Source organism: Anaerococcus tetradius ATCC 35098 (assembly GCF_000159095.1).
Taxonomy (GTDB): Bacteria; Bacillota; Clostridia; order Tissierellales; family Peptoniphilaceae; genus Anaerococcus; species Anaerococcus tetradius.
Map to the genome: position 1 here is coordinate 60,319 of NZ_GG666296.1, position 19,101 is coordinate 79,419.

18 protein-coding genes are annotated in these 19,101 nt (G+C 34.8%); 8 read left to right on the forward strand and 10 right to left on the reverse strand.

Annotation, left to right across the window (positions count from 1 at the left end):
• Positions 1 to 50: 50 nt before the first annotated feature.
• From HMPREF0077_RS03360 to dnaA, 9 genes are all read right to left on the reverse strand, one after another.
• Complete coding sequence (locus HMPREF0077_RS03360) at positions 51 to 821, reverse strand: SigB/SigF/SigG family RNA polymerase sigma factor (RefSeq protein WP_004836554.1); 771 nt, start codon at positions 819 to 821, stop codon at positions 51 to 53.
• A complete protein-coding gene (locus HMPREF0077_RS03365) occupies positions 821 to 1,156 on the reverse strand; it encodes an ATP-binding protein (protein WP_004836555.1) in 336 nt (111 codons plus the stop codon). The genes HMPREF0077_RS03360 and HMPREF0077_RS03365 overlap by 1 nt, the downstream gene beginning before the upstream one ends.
• Before the next feature lies 1 nt (position 1,157).
• Positions 1,158 to 1,463, reverse strand: coding sequence for an STAS domain-containing protein (locus HMPREF0077_RS03370; protein ID WP_004836556.1), 306 nt, complete (start codon positions 1,461 to 1,463; stop codon positions 1,158 to 1,160).
• Positions 1,456 to 3,900 carry a DNA gyrase subunit A gene (gene gyrA, locus HMPREF0077_RS03375; RefSeq protein ID WP_004836557.1) on the reverse strand — a complete coding sequence of 815 codons (2,445 nt, stop codon included), beginning with the start codon at positions 3,898 to 3,900 and terminating at the stop codon, positions 1,456 to 1,458. Before gyrA ends, HMPREF0077_RS03370 begins: the two co-directional genes overlap by 8 nt.
• An 8-nt stretch (positions 3,901 to 3,908) precedes the next feature.
• Positions 3,909 to 5,810 carry a DNA topoisomerase (ATP-hydrolyzing) subunit B gene (gene gyrB, locus HMPREF0077_RS03380; RefSeq protein ID WP_040349375.1) on the reverse strand — a complete coding sequence of 634 codons (1,902 nt, stop codon included), beginning with the start codon at positions 5,808 to 5,810 and terminating at the stop codon, positions 3,909 to 3,911.
• Between the two features lies 1 nt (position 5,811).
• Entirely contained in the window at positions 5,812 to 6,891 is a 1,080-nt protein-coding gene (recF, locus tag HMPREF0077_RS03385; protein WP_004836559.1) for a DNA replication/repair protein RecF, read from the reverse strand.
• A complete protein-coding gene (locus tag HMPREF0077_RS03390; protein ID WP_004836560.1) occupies positions 6,891 to 7,097 on the reverse strand; it encodes an RNA-binding S4 domain-containing protein in 207 nt (68 codons plus the stop codon). Before HMPREF0077_RS03390 ends, recF begins: the two co-directional genes overlap by 1 nt.
• Positions 7,098 to 7,105: 8 nt before the next feature.
• On the reverse strand, positions 7,106 to 8,218 hold the full coding sequence (dnaN, locus tag HMPREF0077_RS03395; protein WP_004836561.1) for a DNA polymerase III subunit beta: 1,113 nt from the start codon (positions 8,216 to 8,218) through the stop codon (positions 7,106 to 7,108).
• Between the two features lie 223 nt (positions 8,219 to 8,441).
• On the reverse strand, positions 8,442 to 9,821 hold the full coding sequence (gene dnaA / locus HMPREF0077_RS03400; RefSeq protein WP_004836562.1) for a chromosomal replication initiator protein DnaA: 1,380 nt from the start codon (positions 9,819 to 9,821) through the stop codon (positions 8,442 to 8,444).
• Between the two features lie 709 nt (positions 9,822 to 10,530).
• Here dnaA and rpmH point away from each other — a divergent pair.
• The 5 genes from rpmH (at position 10,531) to jag (ending at position 12,961) form a co-directional block, all read left to right on the forward strand.
• Complete coding sequence (rpmH, locus tag HMPREF0077_RS03405; protein WP_004836563.1) at positions 10,531 to 10,665, forward strand: 50S ribosomal protein L34; 135 nt, start codon at positions 10,531 to 10,533, stop codon at positions 10,663 to 10,665.
• Positions 10,666 to 10,761: 96 nt separating this feature from the next.
• Positions 10,762 to 11,112 (forward strand): ribonuclease P protein component, encoded by a 351-nt coding sequence (gene rnpA / locus HMPREF0077_RS03410; protein WP_004836564.1) that lies wholly within the window; start codon positions 10,762 to 10,764, stop codon positions 11,110 to 11,112.
• The gene (gene yidD, locus HMPREF0077_RS03415; RefSeq protein ID WP_004836565.1) at positions 11,102 to 11,317 is read left to right on the forward strand and encodes a membrane protein insertion efficiency factor YidD; all 216 of its coding nucleotides are present in this window, start codon (positions 11,102 to 11,104) and stop codon (positions 11,315 to 11,317) included. Before rnpA ends, yidD begins: the two co-directional genes overlap by 11 nt.
• Before the next feature lie 47 nt (positions 11,318 to 11,364).
• Positions 11,365 to 12,099 carry a YidC/Oxa1 family membrane protein insertase gene (locus HMPREF0077_RS03420; RefSeq protein ID WP_004836566.1) on the forward strand — a complete coding sequence of 245 codons (735 nt, stop codon included), beginning with the start codon at positions 11,365 to 11,367 and terminating at the stop codon, positions 12,097 to 12,099.
• Entirely contained in the window at positions 12,080 to 12,961 is an 882-nt protein-coding gene (jag, locus tag HMPREF0077_RS03425) for an RNA-binding cell elongation regulator Jag/EloR (protein ID WP_004836567.1), read from the forward strand. The genes HMPREF0077_RS03420 and jag overlap by 20 nt, the downstream gene beginning before the upstream one ends.
• A 239-nt stretch (positions 12,962 to 13,200) precedes the next feature.
• Here the strand turns inward: jag and HMPREF0077_RS03430 are convergent, their stop codons facing one another.
• A complete protein-coding gene (locus HMPREF0077_RS03430; protein WP_004836568.1) occupies positions 13,201 to 14,931 on the reverse strand; it encodes a Na/Pi cotransporter family protein in 1,731 nt (576 codons plus the stop codon).
• Between the two features lie 184 nt (positions 14,932 to 15,115).
• On the opposite strand from HMPREF0077_RS03430, the gene mnmE reads away from it, so the two are divergent.
• From mnmE to rsmG, 3 genes are read left to right on the forward strand one after another with little or no spacing between them, the layout of a single operon-like run.
• Entirely contained in the window at positions 15,116 to 16,483 is a 1,368-nt protein-coding gene (gene mnmE / locus HMPREF0077_RS03435; protein WP_040349376.1) for a tRNA uridine-5-carboxymethylaminomethyl(34) synthesis GTPase MnmE, read from the forward strand.
• A complete protein-coding gene (mnmG, locus tag HMPREF0077_RS03440; RefSeq protein WP_040349378.1) occupies positions 16,473 to 18,359 on the forward strand; it encodes a tRNA uridine-5-carboxymethylaminomethyl(34) synthesis enzyme MnmG in 1,887 nt (628 codons plus the stop codon). The genes mnmE and mnmG overlap by 11 nt, the downstream gene beginning before the upstream one ends.
• Complete coding sequence (rsmG, locus tag HMPREF0077_RS03445) at positions 18,352 to 18,984, forward strand: 16S rRNA (guanine(527)-N(7))-methyltransferase RsmG (protein ID WP_004836571.1); 633 nt, start codon at positions 18,352 to 18,354, stop codon at positions 18,982 to 18,984. Before mnmG ends, rsmG begins: the two co-directional genes overlap by 8 nt.
• The last annotated feature ends 117 nt before the right edge of the window (positions 18,985 to 19,101 follow it).

Sequence of the window (19,101 nt, forward strand, 5' to 3'; positions counted from 1 at the left end):
AAAAAAATCGTGCTGACAGAAGTATCATTTACTTCTACCAACACGATTTATTATAGGCCCATCTTTTCTAGCTCTATGCTAAATTTTTGTAAGATTTTTTTCTCAATTCTAGATACTGTCATCTGGCTTATATCCAAACTATTAGCTATGTCAACTTGGGTTCTTCCTTCGTAGTATCTTAGTTCCAAGATTTCTTTTTCTAGGTCGTTTAATCTTTCCATTGATTTGTCTATTAGGTCTTTTAGCTCTATCGAATCGAAGTTTTTGTCTTCTTCTCCTATCATATCGGATAGGTCGACAGCATTTTCTCCTTTTTGGACTTGGTATTTCATATCCAAGGATTGAGGAGTGTAGACCTTACTTGCTTCCATGGTTTCAAGGATTGTTTCCTCATCTTCTCCTAGATAGTCTGCTATGTCAGCTACTGTAGGGGTTCTCTGGAGTTCTTGGGGTAGGATTTTTTTTGCAGTATTTATTTTCTTATAGAGATTTTGTATTCTCCTAGGTACTCTTATTACCCAACCCTTGTCCCTAAAGTATCTTTTTAACTCGCCCATTATGGTTGGGGTTGCAAAGGATGAGAAGGCAAAGCCCTTGGATGGGTCGTATCTTTCGATTGCATATATTAGACCGAGGCTTGCCACTTGGTAGAGGTCGTCTTTTTCGATTCCCTTGCCGACATATTTGTTGGAGAGGATATCGACTATATACATATGTTCTTCTATAAGCTCATCTCTTAGTTTTTTGTCCTTGGTTTTGTAATATTGTTCAAATTTTTCTTGAAGAGCTTCTTTGTGCTCTTTTTTGCTTTCTTTAGACATTATTCTGCCCTTATTGTCATAACTATCTTATCTTCTGAGATAGAAAGTTCATCGCACAATTCTTTAAGGATTAGGTCTCTCATAGCTAGGGCCTTTTCGTTTAAGTCCCTATCTTTTCCTATAACTTCAACTTTGAGCTTTTTTCTTTCTGCAAAGAAGTTTATCTTTATGTCATCACCCTTTAGCTTATAGTTTAAGGCTTCGGATACGACAACTCTGATATCTTCTACTTCTTCTATGTTAAATTCCAAGTCTGATGCAAGGCTTGCAGCAAAAAGCCTCATAGACTTAATGTAGAGGCTTTTTGCTGGGATTTTTATGCTTATTTCTTCCATATTACACCATCTCGAATATTTCTGTAAGCTCAGTAATCTTAAATAGTTTTAGGATATTTTCTTTTGGATTTATTATCTTAACTTTCTTATCTTTTTCCTTGTTTATCTTATATATTTTCATAAACATACCGAGACCTGTCGAGTCTAGATAGTCAAGATCTTTGATATCTATTACTATGTCTTTATCAACTGAGCTTAGGTCATCTTCTATTAGATTTTTGAATTCTTCTTCTGAATAAACATCTAGGTCGCCAGAAAGTTCTAGAACTAACTTGTCTTCTGCTTGACTAATATTTGCTTTAAACATCTTCTTCCTCTTCTTCCAAAGTGCTGTATTTAGTTACTGAAACAATTCTGTCTTTGTCATCTGTAAGGTTTTTGAGTTTTACACCTACAGTATTCCTACCAGTGATAGATATATCCCTGACACTTAGTCTAATCATATCGCCTGATAGGGATACCATCATTATATCATTATCTAGGTCTACTGGTAAAGTATCCACTACTTTTCCAGTTTTTTCTGTAACCTTATGGCATTTTACACCCTTGCCTCCCCTATTTTGGTTTTTGAAGTTGTTAAAGGAAGTTTTCTTTCCATAGGCATTTTCTGTAACAACCAAGAGGTAGGTTTCTTCACCCTTGATGTTCATTGATACTACTTCATCATCCTTATCTAGCTTGATTGCCTTAACCCCTTGAGCAATTCTACCCATAGAACGAAGGTCTTTGGAGTTAAATTGGATAGTCATACCATTTTTGGTAGATATTAGGAGTTCTTCTTCCTTGTCTATCTGTCTAACTGATATTAGCTTATCATTTTCTTGGAGAGATATGGCTATTATTCCATTTTTCCTTATGTTAGCGAAGTTTTCTGCATCAGTTTTCTTTATGGTACCATTTTTGGTTTGAAGGACTATTTGGCTATTTTTGTGTAGGTCTGAAAGAGTCATCATTTCTGTGATTCTCTCGCCAGATTCAAGATTTAGGATGTTAATTATAGCTTGTCCCCTTGATGTTCTACTAGCTTCTGGAATCATGTAAGCTTCTAGAGAAAATACCTTACCCATAGATGTGAAGAATAAGAGCTCTTCGTGGGTATTAGTTGTGATAATCTTTTTGATGAAGTCACCCTCTTTGGTATTTCCTGCCGCAATTCCCTTACCTCCCCTATTTTGTACCTTGTAGGTGTCGATAGGAAGTCTCTTGATGTAGCCATCCTTGGTTAGGGTTATTAGGATATCTTCTCTTTCAAATAGCTCTGATATTTCTATCTCTCCCTCATCTGGTACTATTTGTGTCCTTCTATCATCGGCGTATTTTTCTTTGATTTCTGTCATTTCGTCGATTATTAGGTTGATTAGAGTTTCTTCAGAGTTTAGGATTGAAAGTAGGTAGTCAATCATCCTAGCAAGTTCGTCATTTTCTGCATTTAGTTTTTCAATTTCTAGTCCTGATAGGCGTTTTAGTTGCATATCTAGGATGGCTTGAGATTGAACTTCTGTTAGCTTAAATTTATCATAAAAGATTTTCTTGATTTGATCGTTGTCATAGGATGATCTTATTATTTTGATAATTTCATCTATGTGATCAATGGCTATAATTAAACCTTCTACTATGTGCTTGCGATCTCTTGCCTTTGATAGGTCAAATGTAGTCCTACGAGTTACTACTTCCTTTTGGTGGTCAACATAGTATTCAATTAGCTCTTTTAGGTTTAATATCTTTGGCTCACCAGCTACTAGGGCTAGGTTTATAATACCGAAAGTATTTTCTAGTTGGGTGTATTTGTAGAGGTTATTTAGGACTATATTAGGGTTGGAATCTCTCTTGATTTCAACTACTATCCTCATTCCCTTTCTATCTGATTCATCTCTTATGTCAGATATGCCATCTACTCTTTTTTCTTTTACAAGGTCAGCTATTTTTTCTATTAATCTTGCCTTGTTTACCTGATAAGGAATTTCTGTTATGATTATTCTTTCTCTATTTTTCTTAAAGGGTTCAATTTTTGCTACTGCCCTTTGCTTAATCTTGCCCCTACCAGTCTTATAGGCTTCTTTTATGCCTGACTTACCTAAGATTAGGGCGCCTGTTGGAAAGTCTGGTCCAGGTATTATTTCTATGAGATCATCTATGGATATTTCTGGATCTTTCATGTAGGCTATGCATGCGTCTATGGCCTCACCTAGATTGTGAGGAGCCATGTTTGTCGCCATACCTACAGCTATACCATTTGACCCATTTACAAGTAGGTTTGGAAATCTTGATGGAAGGACTGTTGGCTCTAATTCTTCTTCATCGAAGTTTGGCATAAAGTCAACTGTGTCTTTGCCTATATCCCTTAGCATTTCCTTGGCAATCTTACTCATCCTAACTTCTGTATAACGCATGGCTGCGGCAGCATCCCCGTCTATGGAACCGAAGTTACCTTGGCCTTGGGCAAGGGGATATCTGGTTGAGAAGTCTTGGGCAAGTCTTACTAGGGCATCATAGATTGCTGAGTCGCCGTGAGGGTGAAATTTACCCATTACATCTCCGACTACCCTGGCTGATTTTCTGGTTGGTTTGTTTGGATCAAGGCCTAGAAGTTGCATATCATAGAGGATTCTTCTATGAACTGGTTTTAGACCATCACGCACATCTGGTAGGGCTCTTGCTACTATTACAGACATTGAGTATTCAAGATAAGATGATTTCATCTTGCTCTCAAGGTCTATATTCATTATATTCTGATTTTCTGTCATATTGCCTCCTATACGTCTATGTCTGTAACGTACTTGGCGTTTTCTTGGATGAAGTTACGTCTAGGTTCTACCTTTTCTCCCATGAGAAGGGCGAAGGTGTCATCAGTTGTGGTTGATTCCATATCTTCTACTACTCTTAGGAGAACACGTCTGTCTGGATCCATGGTTGTTTCCCATAATTGTTCTGCATTCATTTCACCAAGACCCTTGTATCTGTTAATCTTGTAATTATCTACTCCAAGCTCTTTGATTACCTTATCTCTTTCATCATCTGAATAAACGTATCTTTCCTTCTTGCCTACGCTTATCCTGTATAAAGGTGGAAGGGCTACATATACATGGCCCTTATCTATTAAATCCTTCATATATCTGTAGAAGAAAGTTAAAAGTAGGGTTCTGATGTGGGCACCATCAACATCGGCATCGGTCATGATTATGATTTTGCCATAGCGAAGTTTTTCTAGGTCAAATTCCTTGCCTATACCTGTACCAAAGGCTGTAATCATATTTTTTATTTCTTCTGAATTAAGAACCCTATCAAGGTGGGCTTTTTCTACATTCATTATCTTTCCTCTTAGAGGAAGGATAGCTTGAATCCTGTTATCCCTACCGCCTTTGGCAGAGCCTCCCGCAGAATTACCCTCGACTATGAAAATTTCGTTTTCTCCTATATCTGTCGATTGACAATCTGCAAGTTTTCCTGGAAGAGTTGCTGAATCAAGGATTGATCTCTTACGGGTTAGATCTCTTGCCTTTCTAGCAGCTTCCCTAGCACGTCTACTTGCAAGGGCCTTATCTATTATGGCCTTGGCAGGCTTTGGATTTTCTTCAAGGAAGTTTGCCAAATGTTCTGAAATAAAGGTATCTACCGCACCTCTTACTTCGGAGTTACCGAGTTTGGACTTGGTTTGGCCTTCAAATTGAGGATCAGTTATTTTTACAGATATTATGGCTGTAATACCCTCTCTGATGTCCTCACCCTGGAGGTTATCTTCGTTGTCTTTTAAAAAGTTATATTTTCTGGCATAGTCATTTACAGTCCTAGTTAAAGATGACCTAAGCCCTGCCAAGTGGCTTCCTCCTTCTGGAGTTTGGATGTTGTTGGCATAAGATAGGATATTTTCGCTATAGGCATCTGTATATTGGAAGGCAAATTCTACCTCAGTATCTTCTTGGAAGCCATCAAAATTAGGAATCATCTCCATTATTGGATCCTTATTCCTATTTAGATAGGCTACAAATTCTGAAATACCTCCTTCAAATTTGAAGCTAGTTTTGAAGTCTTCTCTCTCATCTTCAAATTGTATCTCCACTCCCTTATTGAGGAAGGCCATCTCCCTAAATCTATTTTCAAGGATTGTCCTGTCATATATGGTAGTATCAAAGATTTCTCCATCTGCCTTGAAGGTGATTTTTGTTCCAGTTTCTACCGTATCGCCTATTACTTCTATGTCTTTAGTTACCTCACCTCTAGCAAATTCCATCTTGTAGATGTGACCATCTCTTTTTACTTCTGCTATTAGGTATTCAGAAAGGGCGTTTACTACTGAAACACCTACACCGTGAAGACCACCTGATACCTTGTAGGCTGAATCGTCAAATTTACCACCAGCATGAAGGACGGTTAGGACTGTCTCCAAGGTAGATTTGTGAGTTGTTGGGTGTTCTTTGACTGGGATTCCTGATCCGTCATCTTCTACACTTACAACATTATCCTTATCAATAGTAACTTTTATGTAGTCACAACGTCCTGCTAGGGCCTCATCTACCGAGTTGTCTACTACTTCATAGACTAGGTGGTGGAGTCCTCTCTGACTGGTTGATCCTATATACATACCAGGTCTTAGACGAACGGGTTCAAGCCCCTCCAAAACCCTGATATTACCAGCATCATAATTATTATCTTGCATACTATTCCTTTCTAATCTTTCCATCAAAGATATATGAAATCTTATCTTTGTCTATATATTCCAAGCTCTTGGTGTTGGTCGCAGTAATTATAGTTTGATAACCATTAAGGTTTTCAAGTAAAAACACGGACCTTTTTTCATCAAGTTCTGAAAATACATCATCAAACAAAATGACAGCCTCATCACCTGTCACCTCTTTGATTAATTTAACTTCCGCAAGTCTTATGTTTAGAATTGCCGAACGCTGTTGCCCCTGGGAAGCAAAGTTTTTTGTATCCTTGCCATTTATAGTAATCTCAATATCATCCCTATGGATGCCCCTTTGGCTGGTCAAATATTTTAAATCCTTATCCCTTGAGGTAGCGAAAATTTCTTCATATTCTTCTAAATCTTTTGGACTTATATCTGCTAGATAACTTAACCTTAATTCCTCTTTAGAAGAAGTTAGGGATGAGTGAAAATCTCTAGCATACTGGTCTATTATTTTTATAAATTTTAATCGACTCTTATAAATCCTATATCCGAGCTTACTTAGAGACTTGTCAAAAGCAGCAAGCTGTTCTTTAAAATATTGGGATTTAGTATTTTTCAGGAGTTTATTTCTCTGATATAAAATCTTATCGTAATCCCTCTTGTATGACTTGTAGGATAAGTCTATCCCTTCTATAATCTTATCAATCAAATCACGTCTAAGGTTTGGCCCATCCTTTATGATTGCCAAATCTTCAGGTGTAAAAAGGACTATCTTAAACAAAGATTTTAAATCTTTGCTCCTATCATACTTTACTCCATTTACAAAAATACTCTTATCCTTATCATTAACTTCTATAAGAACTTCCTTAAAAGACCTTCCTTTTCTAACGGTTCCAGCTAATTTCATCTGACTTTGAGAAAATCTAACAATGTCCTTATCTCTAATTTTCTTAAAGCTCCTTGCATTAGCCAAATAATAGACACTTTCCAAAAGATTGGTCTTACCCTGGGCATTATCTCCGATGAAAATATTTGTATCTTTGTTAAATTCCACACTTTCATAAAAATAATTTCTAAAATTATTTAATTTTAAGTCTTTAATCCACATTATACAATTGTAATTTCAAAATCATCAAATACTACTAGGTCTTTTTTGTGAAGTTTCTTGCCTGGAATATGGCAAAGCTCACCATTGAGGAGGACTCCCTCATCTTTTATGATGTTTTTCGCAAGTCCACCCGTTGGAATTATATTAGTAGCCTTTAGTAGATCTTTAAGGCTTATTTCTTCTGCATAAAATTCTATCTTTTCCATATATACCTCTAATTAGCAAGCCTTACTGGTAAAACAAGATAGGTGAAATCTTCATTTTCATAGGATGAATTTTCAGGATAAATTAAACATGGATTTAGGGCTGATTTGAAGTTTAGCTTGATTTTTGTAGAATCGCAAGCCTTGACACCCTCTTGCATGTATCTTGCATTGAAGGCTATTTCAAGATCAGGGCCTTGTTGATCAACATCTATAGCCTCTCTTACATCCCCTATTTCAGAATTTGATTTTATTAACATAAGCTTATCAGAAATTTCTATCTTTATTAGGTTTGCCCTGCCAGGATCTGCTAAAACTTGAGCACGGTCTAGTGAATTTATAAGCTCTCTTTTATCAACGATTATGCTAGTTTCTGAAATATCATTAATAATATTTCTATAATCTATAAAATTCTTATCTATTACCTTGCATTGCATAGTAGTATTTTCACTTACAAAAATCAAATCATTTTCATTCTTATAGAGTTTAGTTTTTGTATCGTCAGAAACGATCCTTGACCATTCTAATAGGGATCTTTTTGGGATGATATATTCACTATCTTCATAGTCTGTAGGATATTCGAGTTTTACTTTTTTTAGAGAAACCCTGTAACCATCCAAGGCAACCATATTTAGAAATCCATCTTTAAATTCAAAAAGAATTCCTGTTAGGGCAAGCTTTGTTTCGTCAAGACTTGTTGCAAATTCAGTTTGACTTATTGATCTTTTTAGGACATCATTATCTATTTCTATAGCCAAAGTATCTGGTATGGATAATTCATTTTTTTCAAAATAATCAAAGGCTAAAAGGTTAAAGTTTGATGATGAGCACTTGATATTTATTTTTCCATCCTTATTTTCTACAATTACAATATCATTAGGTAGTTTTCTTACTATATTTGCAATAAGGCTTGCCTTAACAGCCATCTCACCTTTTTCATCAACTACAGCATCTACTTTTGTTTTTATAGCTATTTCGCCATCAAAGGCTTTGAGGAAAAGACTATTATCAAAACACTCGAAGTATATTAATTCGTGAATCTGTATATTGGTACTTTTTGAGACAGCTTTCATAGCAATATTTATAGCACTCATTAAATCTTGCTGACTAATTCTAAATTTCATTGTTACTCCTTAACTTAAATATATACTTAGTAGTATTATTAGTAGGGCCTGTATAAATGTGGATAAGTCTCTTAAAAGTCTATATCTAGCTTAAAAGTCTTATTGATAACTTGTGGGTAGAAAAAGGATAAGATAGCTAGTTTTCCACATTATCCACAAGCGTGAAGCAAGAAAAAATCACATCCTACTTATCAACATACTTATCCACAGGCTTATTAACATTTTACTCGCTTATCTCCTTTAGGAGAGCATCTATTTCTTCTTTGAAGCTACCATCTTCATCCATTTGTTTTTGAATTTTATCTATACCATGCATGACAGTTGTATGATCCCTATCAAAGGCATTCGATATAGTTACTAGAGAATCTTCTAGGATTTCTCTAGCTAAAAACATGGCTATTTGTCTAGGATTTACAATTTCTTTCTTTCTAGATTTGCCCTTTAGCTCTGATAGCTTGACTCCATACTTATCTGCGACATATTTTTGTATATCATCTATACCAACACGTTTTTTCTTATCCTTAACCCTAGTTCCTACACCCTTTATAGCATCTTCCATAGTAACAATTTCTCTATTATCACTTTTAGCATAGGCTATGGCAGTAGACAAGGCTCCTTCCAAATCTCTTATGTTGGTATCAATATTTTCTGCTATATAAAACAAGATGTCATTTTCTATATAAGCTCCTAATTGGTCAAGCTTTTTTTGAAGGATTGCTACCCTAGTTTCAAAATCAGGTTTACCAATATCGACTATAATTCCCCAGGAGAACCTTGAAATAAGCCTATTTTCTAGGTGCTTTATCTCCTTTGGTGGCCTGTCTGAGGATATTACTATTTGTTTACCTGTGTTATAAAGGTCATTAAAGGTGTGGAAGAACTCCTCTTGAGTTCCTTCTTTACCTGCAATGAATTGAATATCATCTATAAGAAGAATATCAACTGACCTATATTTTTCCCTAAATTTTTCATTTTTTGTCGACCTTAGGGCTGAAATCATCTCGTTGGTAAATTTCTCGCTTGATAAGTACATTACATAAGCATCATCCCTATTATCAAGGATTTCGTGGGCTATTGCCTGCATCAAGTGGGTCTTACCTAGGCCGCTTTCCCCATAAATAAAGAGAGGATTGTAAAGTCTTGCCTGAGATTTGTTAGAAATATTTTCTGCAACAGCCTGGCTTACCCCTAAGGCATATTGGTTGGATTTGCCTTCTACGAAATTTGCGAAAATATTTTCTTCTTCTAGCTGGGGTCTAGGGAAGGATGAAACTTTATTAAGTCTCATCTGTCCGTCAGGATCATAGTCCTTACCGAGGGTTAAGACCTTGTTGTAATTGTCTCCATCTTTTGCAACAACCTCAATAATTAAATCTTTACCAGTTTTGCTTTTGATATTATCAAGGGCAATCTGGAGTTGAGGAGCCCAAATCTTATCATAAATAAAAAGTGTATCCTTCTTAGGCACTTCCAAATAAAGGGTTCCATTGTACAAATTAAGGGGTTTTAGAATGCTAATCCATGTGTCAAATTGCTGACTATCGGTTACATGCATTTTCATTTCATTTTTTAATTCATCTGTAATGTATTCTAGATTCGTCATCCATCCTACCTTCCTCTAAAAGTTATACACAGTCTATAAAGCCCTAAAATTTAAAAATAAGAAAGAAAAATAAGACTTATCCCCAAAAATTGGATAACTTGTGGATAACTTTTTTGTTGATAAAATTTTCTTCTGAATTTTAAGCTTTAAGCCTAGAAAATTTTAGAAAGCAAGGATAATTTCCAAATTTATCCACACAAAAAGTAAAAATCCAGATAAAAAACATAGTTTTGCATATACTTATACACCCTCAATTATACTATAATCATGCGATTTAAGCAATTTATCCACATTTTTTATTTATTTTTTGGGAAAACTTATTTTTAAAAATTTAAAACTTTTGGAAAAAGGGTGGATATGTGGATAAGTCTGTGTATTTATTTAGTCTTTCTCATAAAATTTTCATAAATTTACTAGATAAGCCAAAAAAAATTATAATATGAGATGATTTTACAAAATTATTCATGGAGATTTTTTGTTTAAAAGTTGTGGATAGAAATTTTATCAAGAAAATTATCCACACTGGAAATTTATTCCGAAAAAACTGGTATTAGTGGAAAAATATTCTGCTTAAATTGAAATTATATTCAAGGCTATTCTTTAGAGCCTAGTTTTTTACAAAATATTATTTTTTTACTCAAAAATCTTGACAGATTAGCTTTATTTCAATATAATAGTATGAGTCAAAAAAAGAGTAGGAGGTGTAAGCATGAAAAGAACTTATCAACCAAATAGAAGAAAGAGATCAAAAGATCACGGCTTTAGAAAAAGAATGTCAAGCCCAGGTGGTAGAAGAGTACTAAAAGCTAGAAGAAGAAAAAACAGAAAAAGATTATCTGCTTAAGCTAGAAAGTATTAATTGTATATAGATTAGGAGGGGCCTTATATAAGGCTCTTGTTTATATTTTTTACTTTTCTACAAATAGTTAAGAAGTGTTTAATGGAAAAAAGAATTAGTTTAAGAAAAGACGCAGACTTTCAAAGAGTATATAAAAGAAACCAAGCTTTCTACAATAGGGATTTCACTGTTTTAGTGAAAAATAACGGTCAAAAACATCCTAGATTTGGTTTTTCCATAAGTAAAAAGATAGGTAAGGCTAATGTTAGAAATTCTCTTAAAAGAAAGCTTAGGGATATTATTAGGATTAATTACGGATCTATTAATGCTGTAGATGTCGTAATTATCCCAAAGAAACATACGATAGATTTTACTTACGATGATTTAAAAAAATCTCTGGGTCATGTTCTTAGTAAAGCTTTTAAAAAGAAGATGATTTTTTATGTTAAATAAATTATTCATTGCAATAATTAAGTTTTATCAAAGATTTATTTCTCCACAACTAGGATATTCAAAGTGTAAGTTTCAACCAACTTGTTCCCAATATGCCCTGGAGGCTTTTAGGAAGCATGGATTCTTGAAAGCGTTTTTTATGTCTGTGTGGAGAATTTTACGATGTAATCCATTTTCTAAGGGAGGTTATGACCCAGTTAACTAAACTTTTCTTTAGGAAATATAAGAAAATACTGAAATAATGGAGTTTATATGATTAAAGTACTAGCCGGTATTTTAGGCCAACTGATGAGATGGATCTATGATAGCTTGCAAGCTAATTTCACAGAGCCTACAAATATTAGTTTTTATGCCATAGCTATAATAATTATGACTTTGCTTGTAAGTCTTTTAATTATACCAATGACCGTTAGCCAACAAAAACAAGCAGAGAGAACAAAGATTTTCAAACCAAAGATGGAAGAAATCCAAAAAAAATATAGTTACGACCAACAAATAATGCAAAAAAAGATGCAACAACTTTATAAGGAAGAGGGAGTAACTCCTGGTATTTCTGGTTGCCTTGTAATGATTATCCAAATTATGATTCTTTTTGGATTGTTTAGGATGATGGGAGACACTACAAAGTATGTATTCCCTGAAGGCTTAGATAATGTTAGGACAAATTTCTATTGGATATCTAATCTATTAGATAAGGACCCTTATTGGTTTGCTCTTCCACTACTTACAAGTTTATCCCAAGTTGCTGTTCAACTTTTCTCAATGAAAACAAACCCTCAAATGCAACAGGGTGGAGCTATGGGAAATATGAACAATATGTTTTTGATAATGCCTTTGATGTATTTTTTCATATTTAGGGGTCTACCAGCAGGTTTGCCACTTTATTACACCCTAAGTTCTGTATTCAGACTTGTAATTATGGTAATTATGCATTTTTATATGAAAGCTAATAAAACGGAGTTAGAAGATGAAAAAGTCAATAATTAAGAGTGCTAAAACTAAAGATGCAGCTATTAAGCTTGCTCTTGATGAAATTGGTAAAAGTAGAGATGAAGTAGAAGTAGAAATTATCGAAGAAGAATCTAGTGGCTTTCTTGGTCTTATTGGAAGTAAGGATGCTGTTGTTAGGGTAAGTTATGAAGAAGACATCAAAGAAGCCCTATCAAACCTAGAAAAAGAGATTGAAAATACAGAATCCTTCGTCAAAGACTATGATTATAAAGAAGAAGAGCCTGTAAAAATCCCAGTAGATGATGTTTTAGAAGAAAAATTAGAGCTAAGCGAAGAAGGCTCTCCAGAAATCGATGCTGAAACAAAAGAAGCTAAAGATCTAGATGACGAAGAAACAAAGCTAAGTGTTGATTATGGAAAAGCTAAGCAAAAGGCTGATATAGATAAGTTTTACGAAGCAAAGGACCTATTAGAAAATATCCTAAAGTCCATGCATTTTGAAAATGTAAGTGTAATAGGTGATTTGGAAGATAATATTATCAAACTTGATGCTAGGGTTGACGAGAAGGATACAGGAATTGCTATAGGCAAGGCAGGTTCTACCCTAGATGCCATAGAACTTATTGTTAGAAAAGCAGTTGATTCTAGAAGAAATAATGTAAGAGTTAATGTCGATATCAACTCTTATAAGAAACGCAGGGATGAAAAGATAGTTGAACTTGCTAGAGATACTGCTAGAAAGGTTCAAAAAAGTAAGAAGAGCTGGAATTTAAGATATATGAATTCATACGAAAGAAGACTAGCTCACGAAGAAATATCCAAACACCAAAATGTATCTAGTCACTCAGAAGGTTCTGAGCCTAGAAGATATGTGGTAGTTGATTATATAGAAGATTAATTAAAGAAGCTTTTGCAGATTCAATAAGACCCTTATTGATTATCTGCAAGGGCTTTTTTTATATTCATGTAAAAGACAGGATAAAAAAAGGGACTGTTTAAGTTTATGAATAATCTCCCAGCAATCACAAGATGATGTTCTTAGGAAATCTAACAGTCCCTAGGGTCCTAATTAATTTTTCCGAGGAGTTCTAATGATTTAGGATAATTATTATTTCTTAAACAGCTCCTTAATTGAAACTAGTTTATATGTTTTTCAATTTTATCATAGGCTTTTATAATTTCTTCATCTCCATCTTCAAATTTGCGGTGAGATAAAGTATCGTGTATTTTAACAGGTTCCATTGTTATTCTTGCGATATTGTAAGCATGATCCCCGATTCTTTCCATAGTTGATAAGATATCGTTAAATACATAAGAGGCTATGGTTGTCATATCCTCACCATTGGCTAGTCTTTTGTAGTGGGCCTTTCTTAGATTTGTTTCCATAAGGTCTAAGGCTGCCTCATCTTCACCTAATCTTCTAAAGAGGACTTCATTTTTGTTATTAAAGACTTCTATGGAATTTACGAAGTTGTTTATTACAAGGTTGTAAATATCTTCAAGGTCTGAGAGAGCTTCTTCATTATAGCTTGCTCCAGATTCGTATATCTCTTCGTAGTATTCGCCTAAATTTTGAGCCAAGTCTGAGGTTCTTTCAACGTTGATTTGAATTTGTAGGTAATTTTGAACTTCAGCTTCTATATCCATATGACTTGAATTTTGGGCAATAGATAGGAGATAGGCTTGGATTTTAGTGTCCATGTCATTTACAATTGATTCTGCTTGATTAGCAGTTTCTAGGTACTTTCTATCTTTTTCGAGTAGGTATTTTTTGGTTTGCTTTATTGTTTCAAGGGCTACTTTTGATTCTTTTAGGATGGCAGATTCTATTTGATCAAGAGCTCCTACTGGGAAAGTTTCAATAAGTCTTTCATCTAATTCTAGGTTTCCAAGATCAGAAAATATTGAATCCTTACCAGGTATTATTTTATTTAGTGCCTTGGCTACATATTTTATTAGTGGTAGGAATATAATCATACCAATAAAGTTAAAGGTAAAGTGACCAACGGCTATGGTCATTAGCTTATTTGTGCCTAAAAAATCCGCTATGCTTCTTACTAAAGTTTCGTATGGATTTAGGAATAGTAAGAATATTAGAGATATCATTACATTAAATAGAACATGGAAGGTAGAAGTTCTTCTTGCTGATAGAGATCCACCCAAGGAAGCAAGGACAGCGGTAATGCAGGTACCTATATTTGCTCCAAACATAAGACCCAAAGCTACACTTAAATCAATGGCTCCAGAGGCAAATAAAGATTGGATAATACCAATAAAAGCTGATGATGATTGAATTAAAGCTGTCAATGCTGCACCTATTAACACAGCTATGATTGGGTTTTGAGCCATGTTAGCAACGATTTTGTCAAAACCATCTATGTTTTTTAGCTCAGTTAGAGATCCACCCATCATTTCGAGTCCTATAAATAATAGGCCAAAACCTAACATTATTTCTCCGACATATTTATTTCTTCTTTTTGATGAAAACATCGTAATAACAACACCTATTAAGGCTATGAAATACGATAAGTATCCTAGGTCGAAACCTATTAATATAGACGTAACGGTCGTACCAATATTTGCTCCAAGTATTACTCCAATAGCTTGCTCTAGGCTCATTACGCCAGCCCTAACAAAGCTTATGGCAATTACTGTTGTTGCAGATGATGATTGAATTAAACCTGTTATAACTATACCAACCAAAACTCCCATTATTGGATTGGAAGTGTACTTCTCTACATATCCTCTAAGCTTGGGGCCGGCAAAACTTGTCAAAGCTTCCCCCATAAGGGAGATACCGAACAAGAATATTGCCAGACCTCCTGCTATAAGATTCCATTGCAGAGAGCTTAATGATTGTAGTTGCATAATCCCTCCAAAATATTTTATTCTGTATCTAATATAACATATTAATCGAAATCTACAAATTTTTTCTACGAATTTTTAAGTAAAGCGGAGACAGTCAGGATTAAATGTTGACAAATTCAGTTTTTCCACTATAATTCTTATGTTACAAACCACTAGTCAAAGTAGTGTATATAAAGGAGTAAATATGGAAGAGAGAACAATTGCTGCGATTTCTACACCGTCTGGGACTGGTGGTATATCCATAGTCAGGATGAGTGGACCAAAAGCCTATGAGATAGTTAGTCAAATATTTAGACCGATTATGGGAAAGCCACTCGATAAGAATGACGATAATAGAAAGATGCGCTATGGAAATATTATAGATAATCAGGGAGAAATAATTGATGAAGTAATGGTTTGCTTTATGAAGGCTCCCTTTACTTATACTAGAGAAGATATATGCGAAATAAATTGCCACGGCTCTTTTGTTTCCGTAAAAAAAATTCTCAATCTCTTGCTTGATAGGGGTTGCGATTTAGCTGAAGCTGGAGAATTTACAAAGAGGGCCTTTCTCAATGGCAGAATCGACCTATCTCAGGCAGAAGCCGTTCTTGATATTATTAACGCGAGAAATGATTTGAGCCAAAAAGAAGGCATAAATCAATTAAATGGAGCCTTGAGAGAAAAGATTAATTCTATCAGACAGGAGCTTCTAGAAGCCTTGTCAAGATTGGAATATTCTATTAATTTCACAGAGGATGGAGAAGACCTTCCTAAAGATGAAATTATTGTCTACATGGACAAGGCTAAGGACATGATTGATAAGCTACTAAATACTTCCAACAAGGGAAAAATAGTAAGAGATGGTATCAACACAACAATAATTGGCAAACCTAATGTGGGTAAGTCTTCCTTGCTCAATAATCTATTGAATGAGAATAGGGCTATAGTAACCGATATTCCAGGTACTACAAGAGATCTTATTACCGAGTACATTTCTTTCGGTGATTTTACACTTAAAATCAATGATACCGCAGGAATTAGGGAGACTGATGATGTAGTCGAAAAAATCGGAGTCGATAAGTCCATAGAACTTATAGACCAATCAGATTTAATTATTGCAATTTTTGACTCATCTAGAGATTTTGACCAAGAAGATAAGAAAATCATGGATTTAATCGAAGGTAAAAATGCTATAATAATTTTAAATAAAACAGACCTTAGTGGAAAGTTTGATGAAAAAATCTTAAAGACTAGTCTACCTATAATCAGGACCTCAATGATAAATGAAGAAGGTATTGATAAATTAGAAGAGACTATAACTGAGATGTTTAATACCAAGGAATTAAAGAGAGAATCAGTTCTTATAACTAATACCCGTCATGAAAGGCTCTTGAATATGGCAAGTAAGAAGCTTACTTCTTCACTATATGATATCAATAGAGGAATCCCTATAGATGCTTGTGAAGTTGATTTAAGGGGCGCCTATGACGATTTGGGTCTTATTATTGGAGAATCTGTTTCTGATGAGATAATGGATAAAGTATTTAAGGAGTTTTGTGTTGGAAAATAAATATAAAGCAGGAAGCTATGATGTAATAGTGGTAGGGGCAGGTCATGCTGGTTGTGAAGCAGGACTTGCTGCTTCTAGGCTAGGCCTAAAGACCCTAATTCTAACAACTAGTATGGAATCAATCGCCGATATGCCTTGCAATCCTAATATCGGTGGAACTGGTAAGGGACATATAGTTAGAGAGATAGATGCCCTTGGTGGACAAATGGCTATAAATATTGACAAGACCTTTATCCAATCAAGGATGCTAAATACTAGCAAGGGTCCAGCTGTCCATTCTTTAAGAGTTCAAGCTGACAAAAGAGCCTATCATGACGAAATGAAGAAAACTTTAGAAGATGAAGTTGATCTTTTCGAACAAGAAGTAGACAAGATAAATTATAAGGATGGAAAAATTGTTTCATGTGAAACAGTCCAAGGTGCAATATTTGAATGTAAGGCCTTGATAATCTGTACAGGAACATATTTGAATGGAAAAATCCTTATTGGAGAATATGAAAAGGTATCAGGCCCTCACGGCCTATCTGCTGCGACTTTCCTTTCTGATTCTTTAAGGGAAATGGGTTTTGAACTTAGAAGATTTAAGACAGGAACACCAGCAAGGGTTGATAGAAAATCTCTACATCTAGAAAAAACAGAGGTTCAAAAAGGTGATAAGGAAGTTATTCCTTTTTCATTTTTAAACGAGGGAGAGGATTTCTCTCATAGGCATCAAGAAGATTGCTATTTAACTTATACTAGACCTGAAACTAAAGAAATAATTATGGAAAACTTATATAGATCACCTATTTATGGTGGTCATATAAAAGGAATTGGTCCAAGATATTGCCCTTCCATAGAAGATAAGATGGTAAGATTTCCAGATAGGGATGTCCATCAAGTATTTATAGAGCCTGAAGGTCTAACAACGGATGAAATGTATATCCAAGGTGTATCCTCATCCCTACCCCAAGAAGTGCAATTTGATTTTTACAAAACCATCGTTGGCTTAGAGGATGTGAAAATAATGAGGCCAGCCTACGCTATTGAATATGACATGATTGATACGAGAAAACTTTACAGAACACTCGAGTCAAAGGATTATGAGGGTTTGTATTTTGCAGGTCAAATCAATGGCTCTAGTGGTTATGAGGAAGCAGCTGGTCAAGGCTTAATAGCAGGCATTAATGCTGCCCTAAAGATAAAAGGTGAAAAGCCTCTAATCTTAGATAGGTCTGATGCTTATATCGGTGTCTTGATAGATGATTTGGTAACTGAGGGAACAAAAGAGCCTTATAGGATGATGACCTCAAGATGCGAATATAGGTTGACCATGCGTCAAGATAATGCTGATCAAAGACTTACTAAACTTGGCTATGACATAGGCCTTGTAAGTGAAGAAAGATATCAAAAAATGTTGGCTAAAAGAAATGCTATAGACTGCGAAATAGAGAGGTTAAAATCAGTAAGCCTAACACCAAAAGCTGAAACAAACCAAAAACTTGAAGAGTTAAACACCTCACCACTAAAAAATGGTATTAGCTTATATGACCTTCTAAAAAGGCCAGAAGTTGATTATGATATGCTAGAAGCCTTTGACCCAGATAGACCTCAACTACCAAAGTTCCAACAAATCCAAGTCCAAACAGAAATTAAGTACGAAGGCTATATCAAAAAGCAAATGGCTGATATAGATAAATTCAAAAAATTGGAAGGAAAAAAACTAGCCAAAAATATAGACTATTTTAAGATTCCTGGTTTAAAGAAAGAATCGTGTGAAAAACTTAACGAAATTCAACCAGAATCCATAGGTCAAGCTTCAAGAATATCAGGCGTTTCACCTGCCGATATAAATGTACTTTTGATTAGACTAAAGACAGGTGAATTAGATGGATAAAGCTTATCAAATCTACATGGATTACCTGCTAGAGGTAAATGCTCATACCAACCTTACAGCCATAACCAATCCTAGAGAAATCGAAATTAAACATTTCAAGGATTCTCTAACAGTATTATCCTATATTAAGGAAAAAGATAAGGTACTTGATATAGGGGCAGGTGCTGGCTTTCCAGGTCTTCCCCTAAGGATTGAAAAAGATTTCGACTTAACTCTAATCGATTCTGTAAATAAAAAAGTAGTCTTTATGAATGAAGTTATAGAAAAGTTAGGACTTAAAAATACCAGGGCCATCCACACTAGGGCAGAAGATTATGCTAGGGAAAAAAGGGAAAGCTTTGATGTTGTTGTATCAAGGGCTGTAGCAAATATGGCTACCCTTTCAGAATACGCCCTACCATTCTTAAAGATAGGTGGTTTATTTATCGCCCTCAAGGGACCAAAGGCAGAAGAAGAACTAGAAGCTAGCAAAAACGCATTAAAGATACTAGGTGGAAGAGTAAAAGAGATTAAAGCTTTTGACTTGGATGGCAATGAAAGAGTTAATATAGTAATAGAAAAAGTTAAAAAGACTAAGGACAAATATCCTAGGGGCAAAAATCTCCCTAAGAAAGAACCCCTATAATGTTTCATATGAAACAATGATAAAAAAATTAAGTGAGCTTTTGTTGTTTGAAAATGTAAAAAAATTATTCTACATTTCATTTTGCAAGTGCTCCTTTTTTTATGGTAAAATATTCTA

Coding starts and splice junctions, on each gene's coding strand:
- HMPREF0077_RS03360 (WP_004836554.1), bottom strand. CDS start 821: ATGTCTAAAGAAAGCAAAAAAGAGCACAAAGAAGCTCTTCAAGAAAAA.
- HMPREF0077_RS03365 (WP_004836555.1), bottom strand. CDS start 1,156: ATGGAAGAAATAAGCATAAAAATCCCAGCAAAAAGCCTCTACATTAAG.
- HMPREF0077_RS03370 (WP_004836556.1), bottom strand. CDS start 1,463: ATGTTTAAAGCAAATATTAGTCAAGCAGAAGACAAGTTAGTTCTAGAA.
- gyrA (WP_004836557.1), bottom strand. CDS start 3,900: ATGACAGAAAATCAGAATATAATGAATATAGACCTTGAGAGCAAGATG.
- gyrB (WP_040349375.1), bottom strand. CDS start 5,810: ATGCAAGATAATAATTATGATGCTGGTAATATCAGGGTTTTGGAGGGG.
- recF (WP_004836559.1), bottom strand. CDS start 6,891: ATGTGGATTAAAGACTTAAAATTAAATAATTTTAGAAATTATTTTTAT.
- HMPREF0077_RS03390 (WP_004836560.1), bottom strand. CDS start 7,097: ATGGAAAAGATAGAATTTTATGCAGAAGAAATAAGCCTTAAAGATCTA.
- dnaN (WP_004836561.1), bottom strand. CDS start 8,218: ATGAAATTTAGAATTAGTCAGCAAGATTTAATGAGTGCTATAAATATT.
- dnaA (WP_004836562.1), bottom strand. CDS start 9,821: ATGACGAATCTAGAATACATTACAGATGAATTAAAAAATGAAATGAAA.
- rpmH (WP_004836563.1), top strand. CDS start 10,531: ATGAAAAGAACTTATCAACCAAATAGAAGAAAGAGATCAAAAGATCAC.
- rnpA (WP_004836564.1), top strand. CDS start 10,762: ATGGAAAAAAGAATTAGTTTAAGAAAAGACGCAGACTTTCAAAGAGTA.
- yidD (WP_004836565.1), top strand. CDS start 11,102: ATGTTAAATAAATTATTCATTGCAATAATTAAGTTTTATCAAAGATTT.
- HMPREF0077_RS03420 (WP_004836566.1), top strand. CDS start 11,365: ATGATTAAAGTACTAGCCGGTATTTTAGGCCAACTGATGAGATGGATC.
- jag (WP_004836567.1), top strand. CDS start 12,080: ATGAAAAAGTCAATAATTAAGAGTGCTAAAACTAAAGATGCAGCTATT.
- HMPREF0077_RS03430 (WP_004836568.1), bottom strand. CDS start 14,931: ATGCAACTACAATCATTAAGCTCTCTGCAATGGAATCTTATAGCAGGA.
- mnmE (WP_040349376.1), top strand. CDS start 15,116: ATGGAAGAGAGAACAATTGCTGCGATTTCTACACCGTCTGGGACTGGT.
- rsmG (WP_004836571.1), top strand. CDS start 18,352: ATGGATAAAGCTTATCAAATCTACATGGATTACCTGCTAGAGGTAAAT.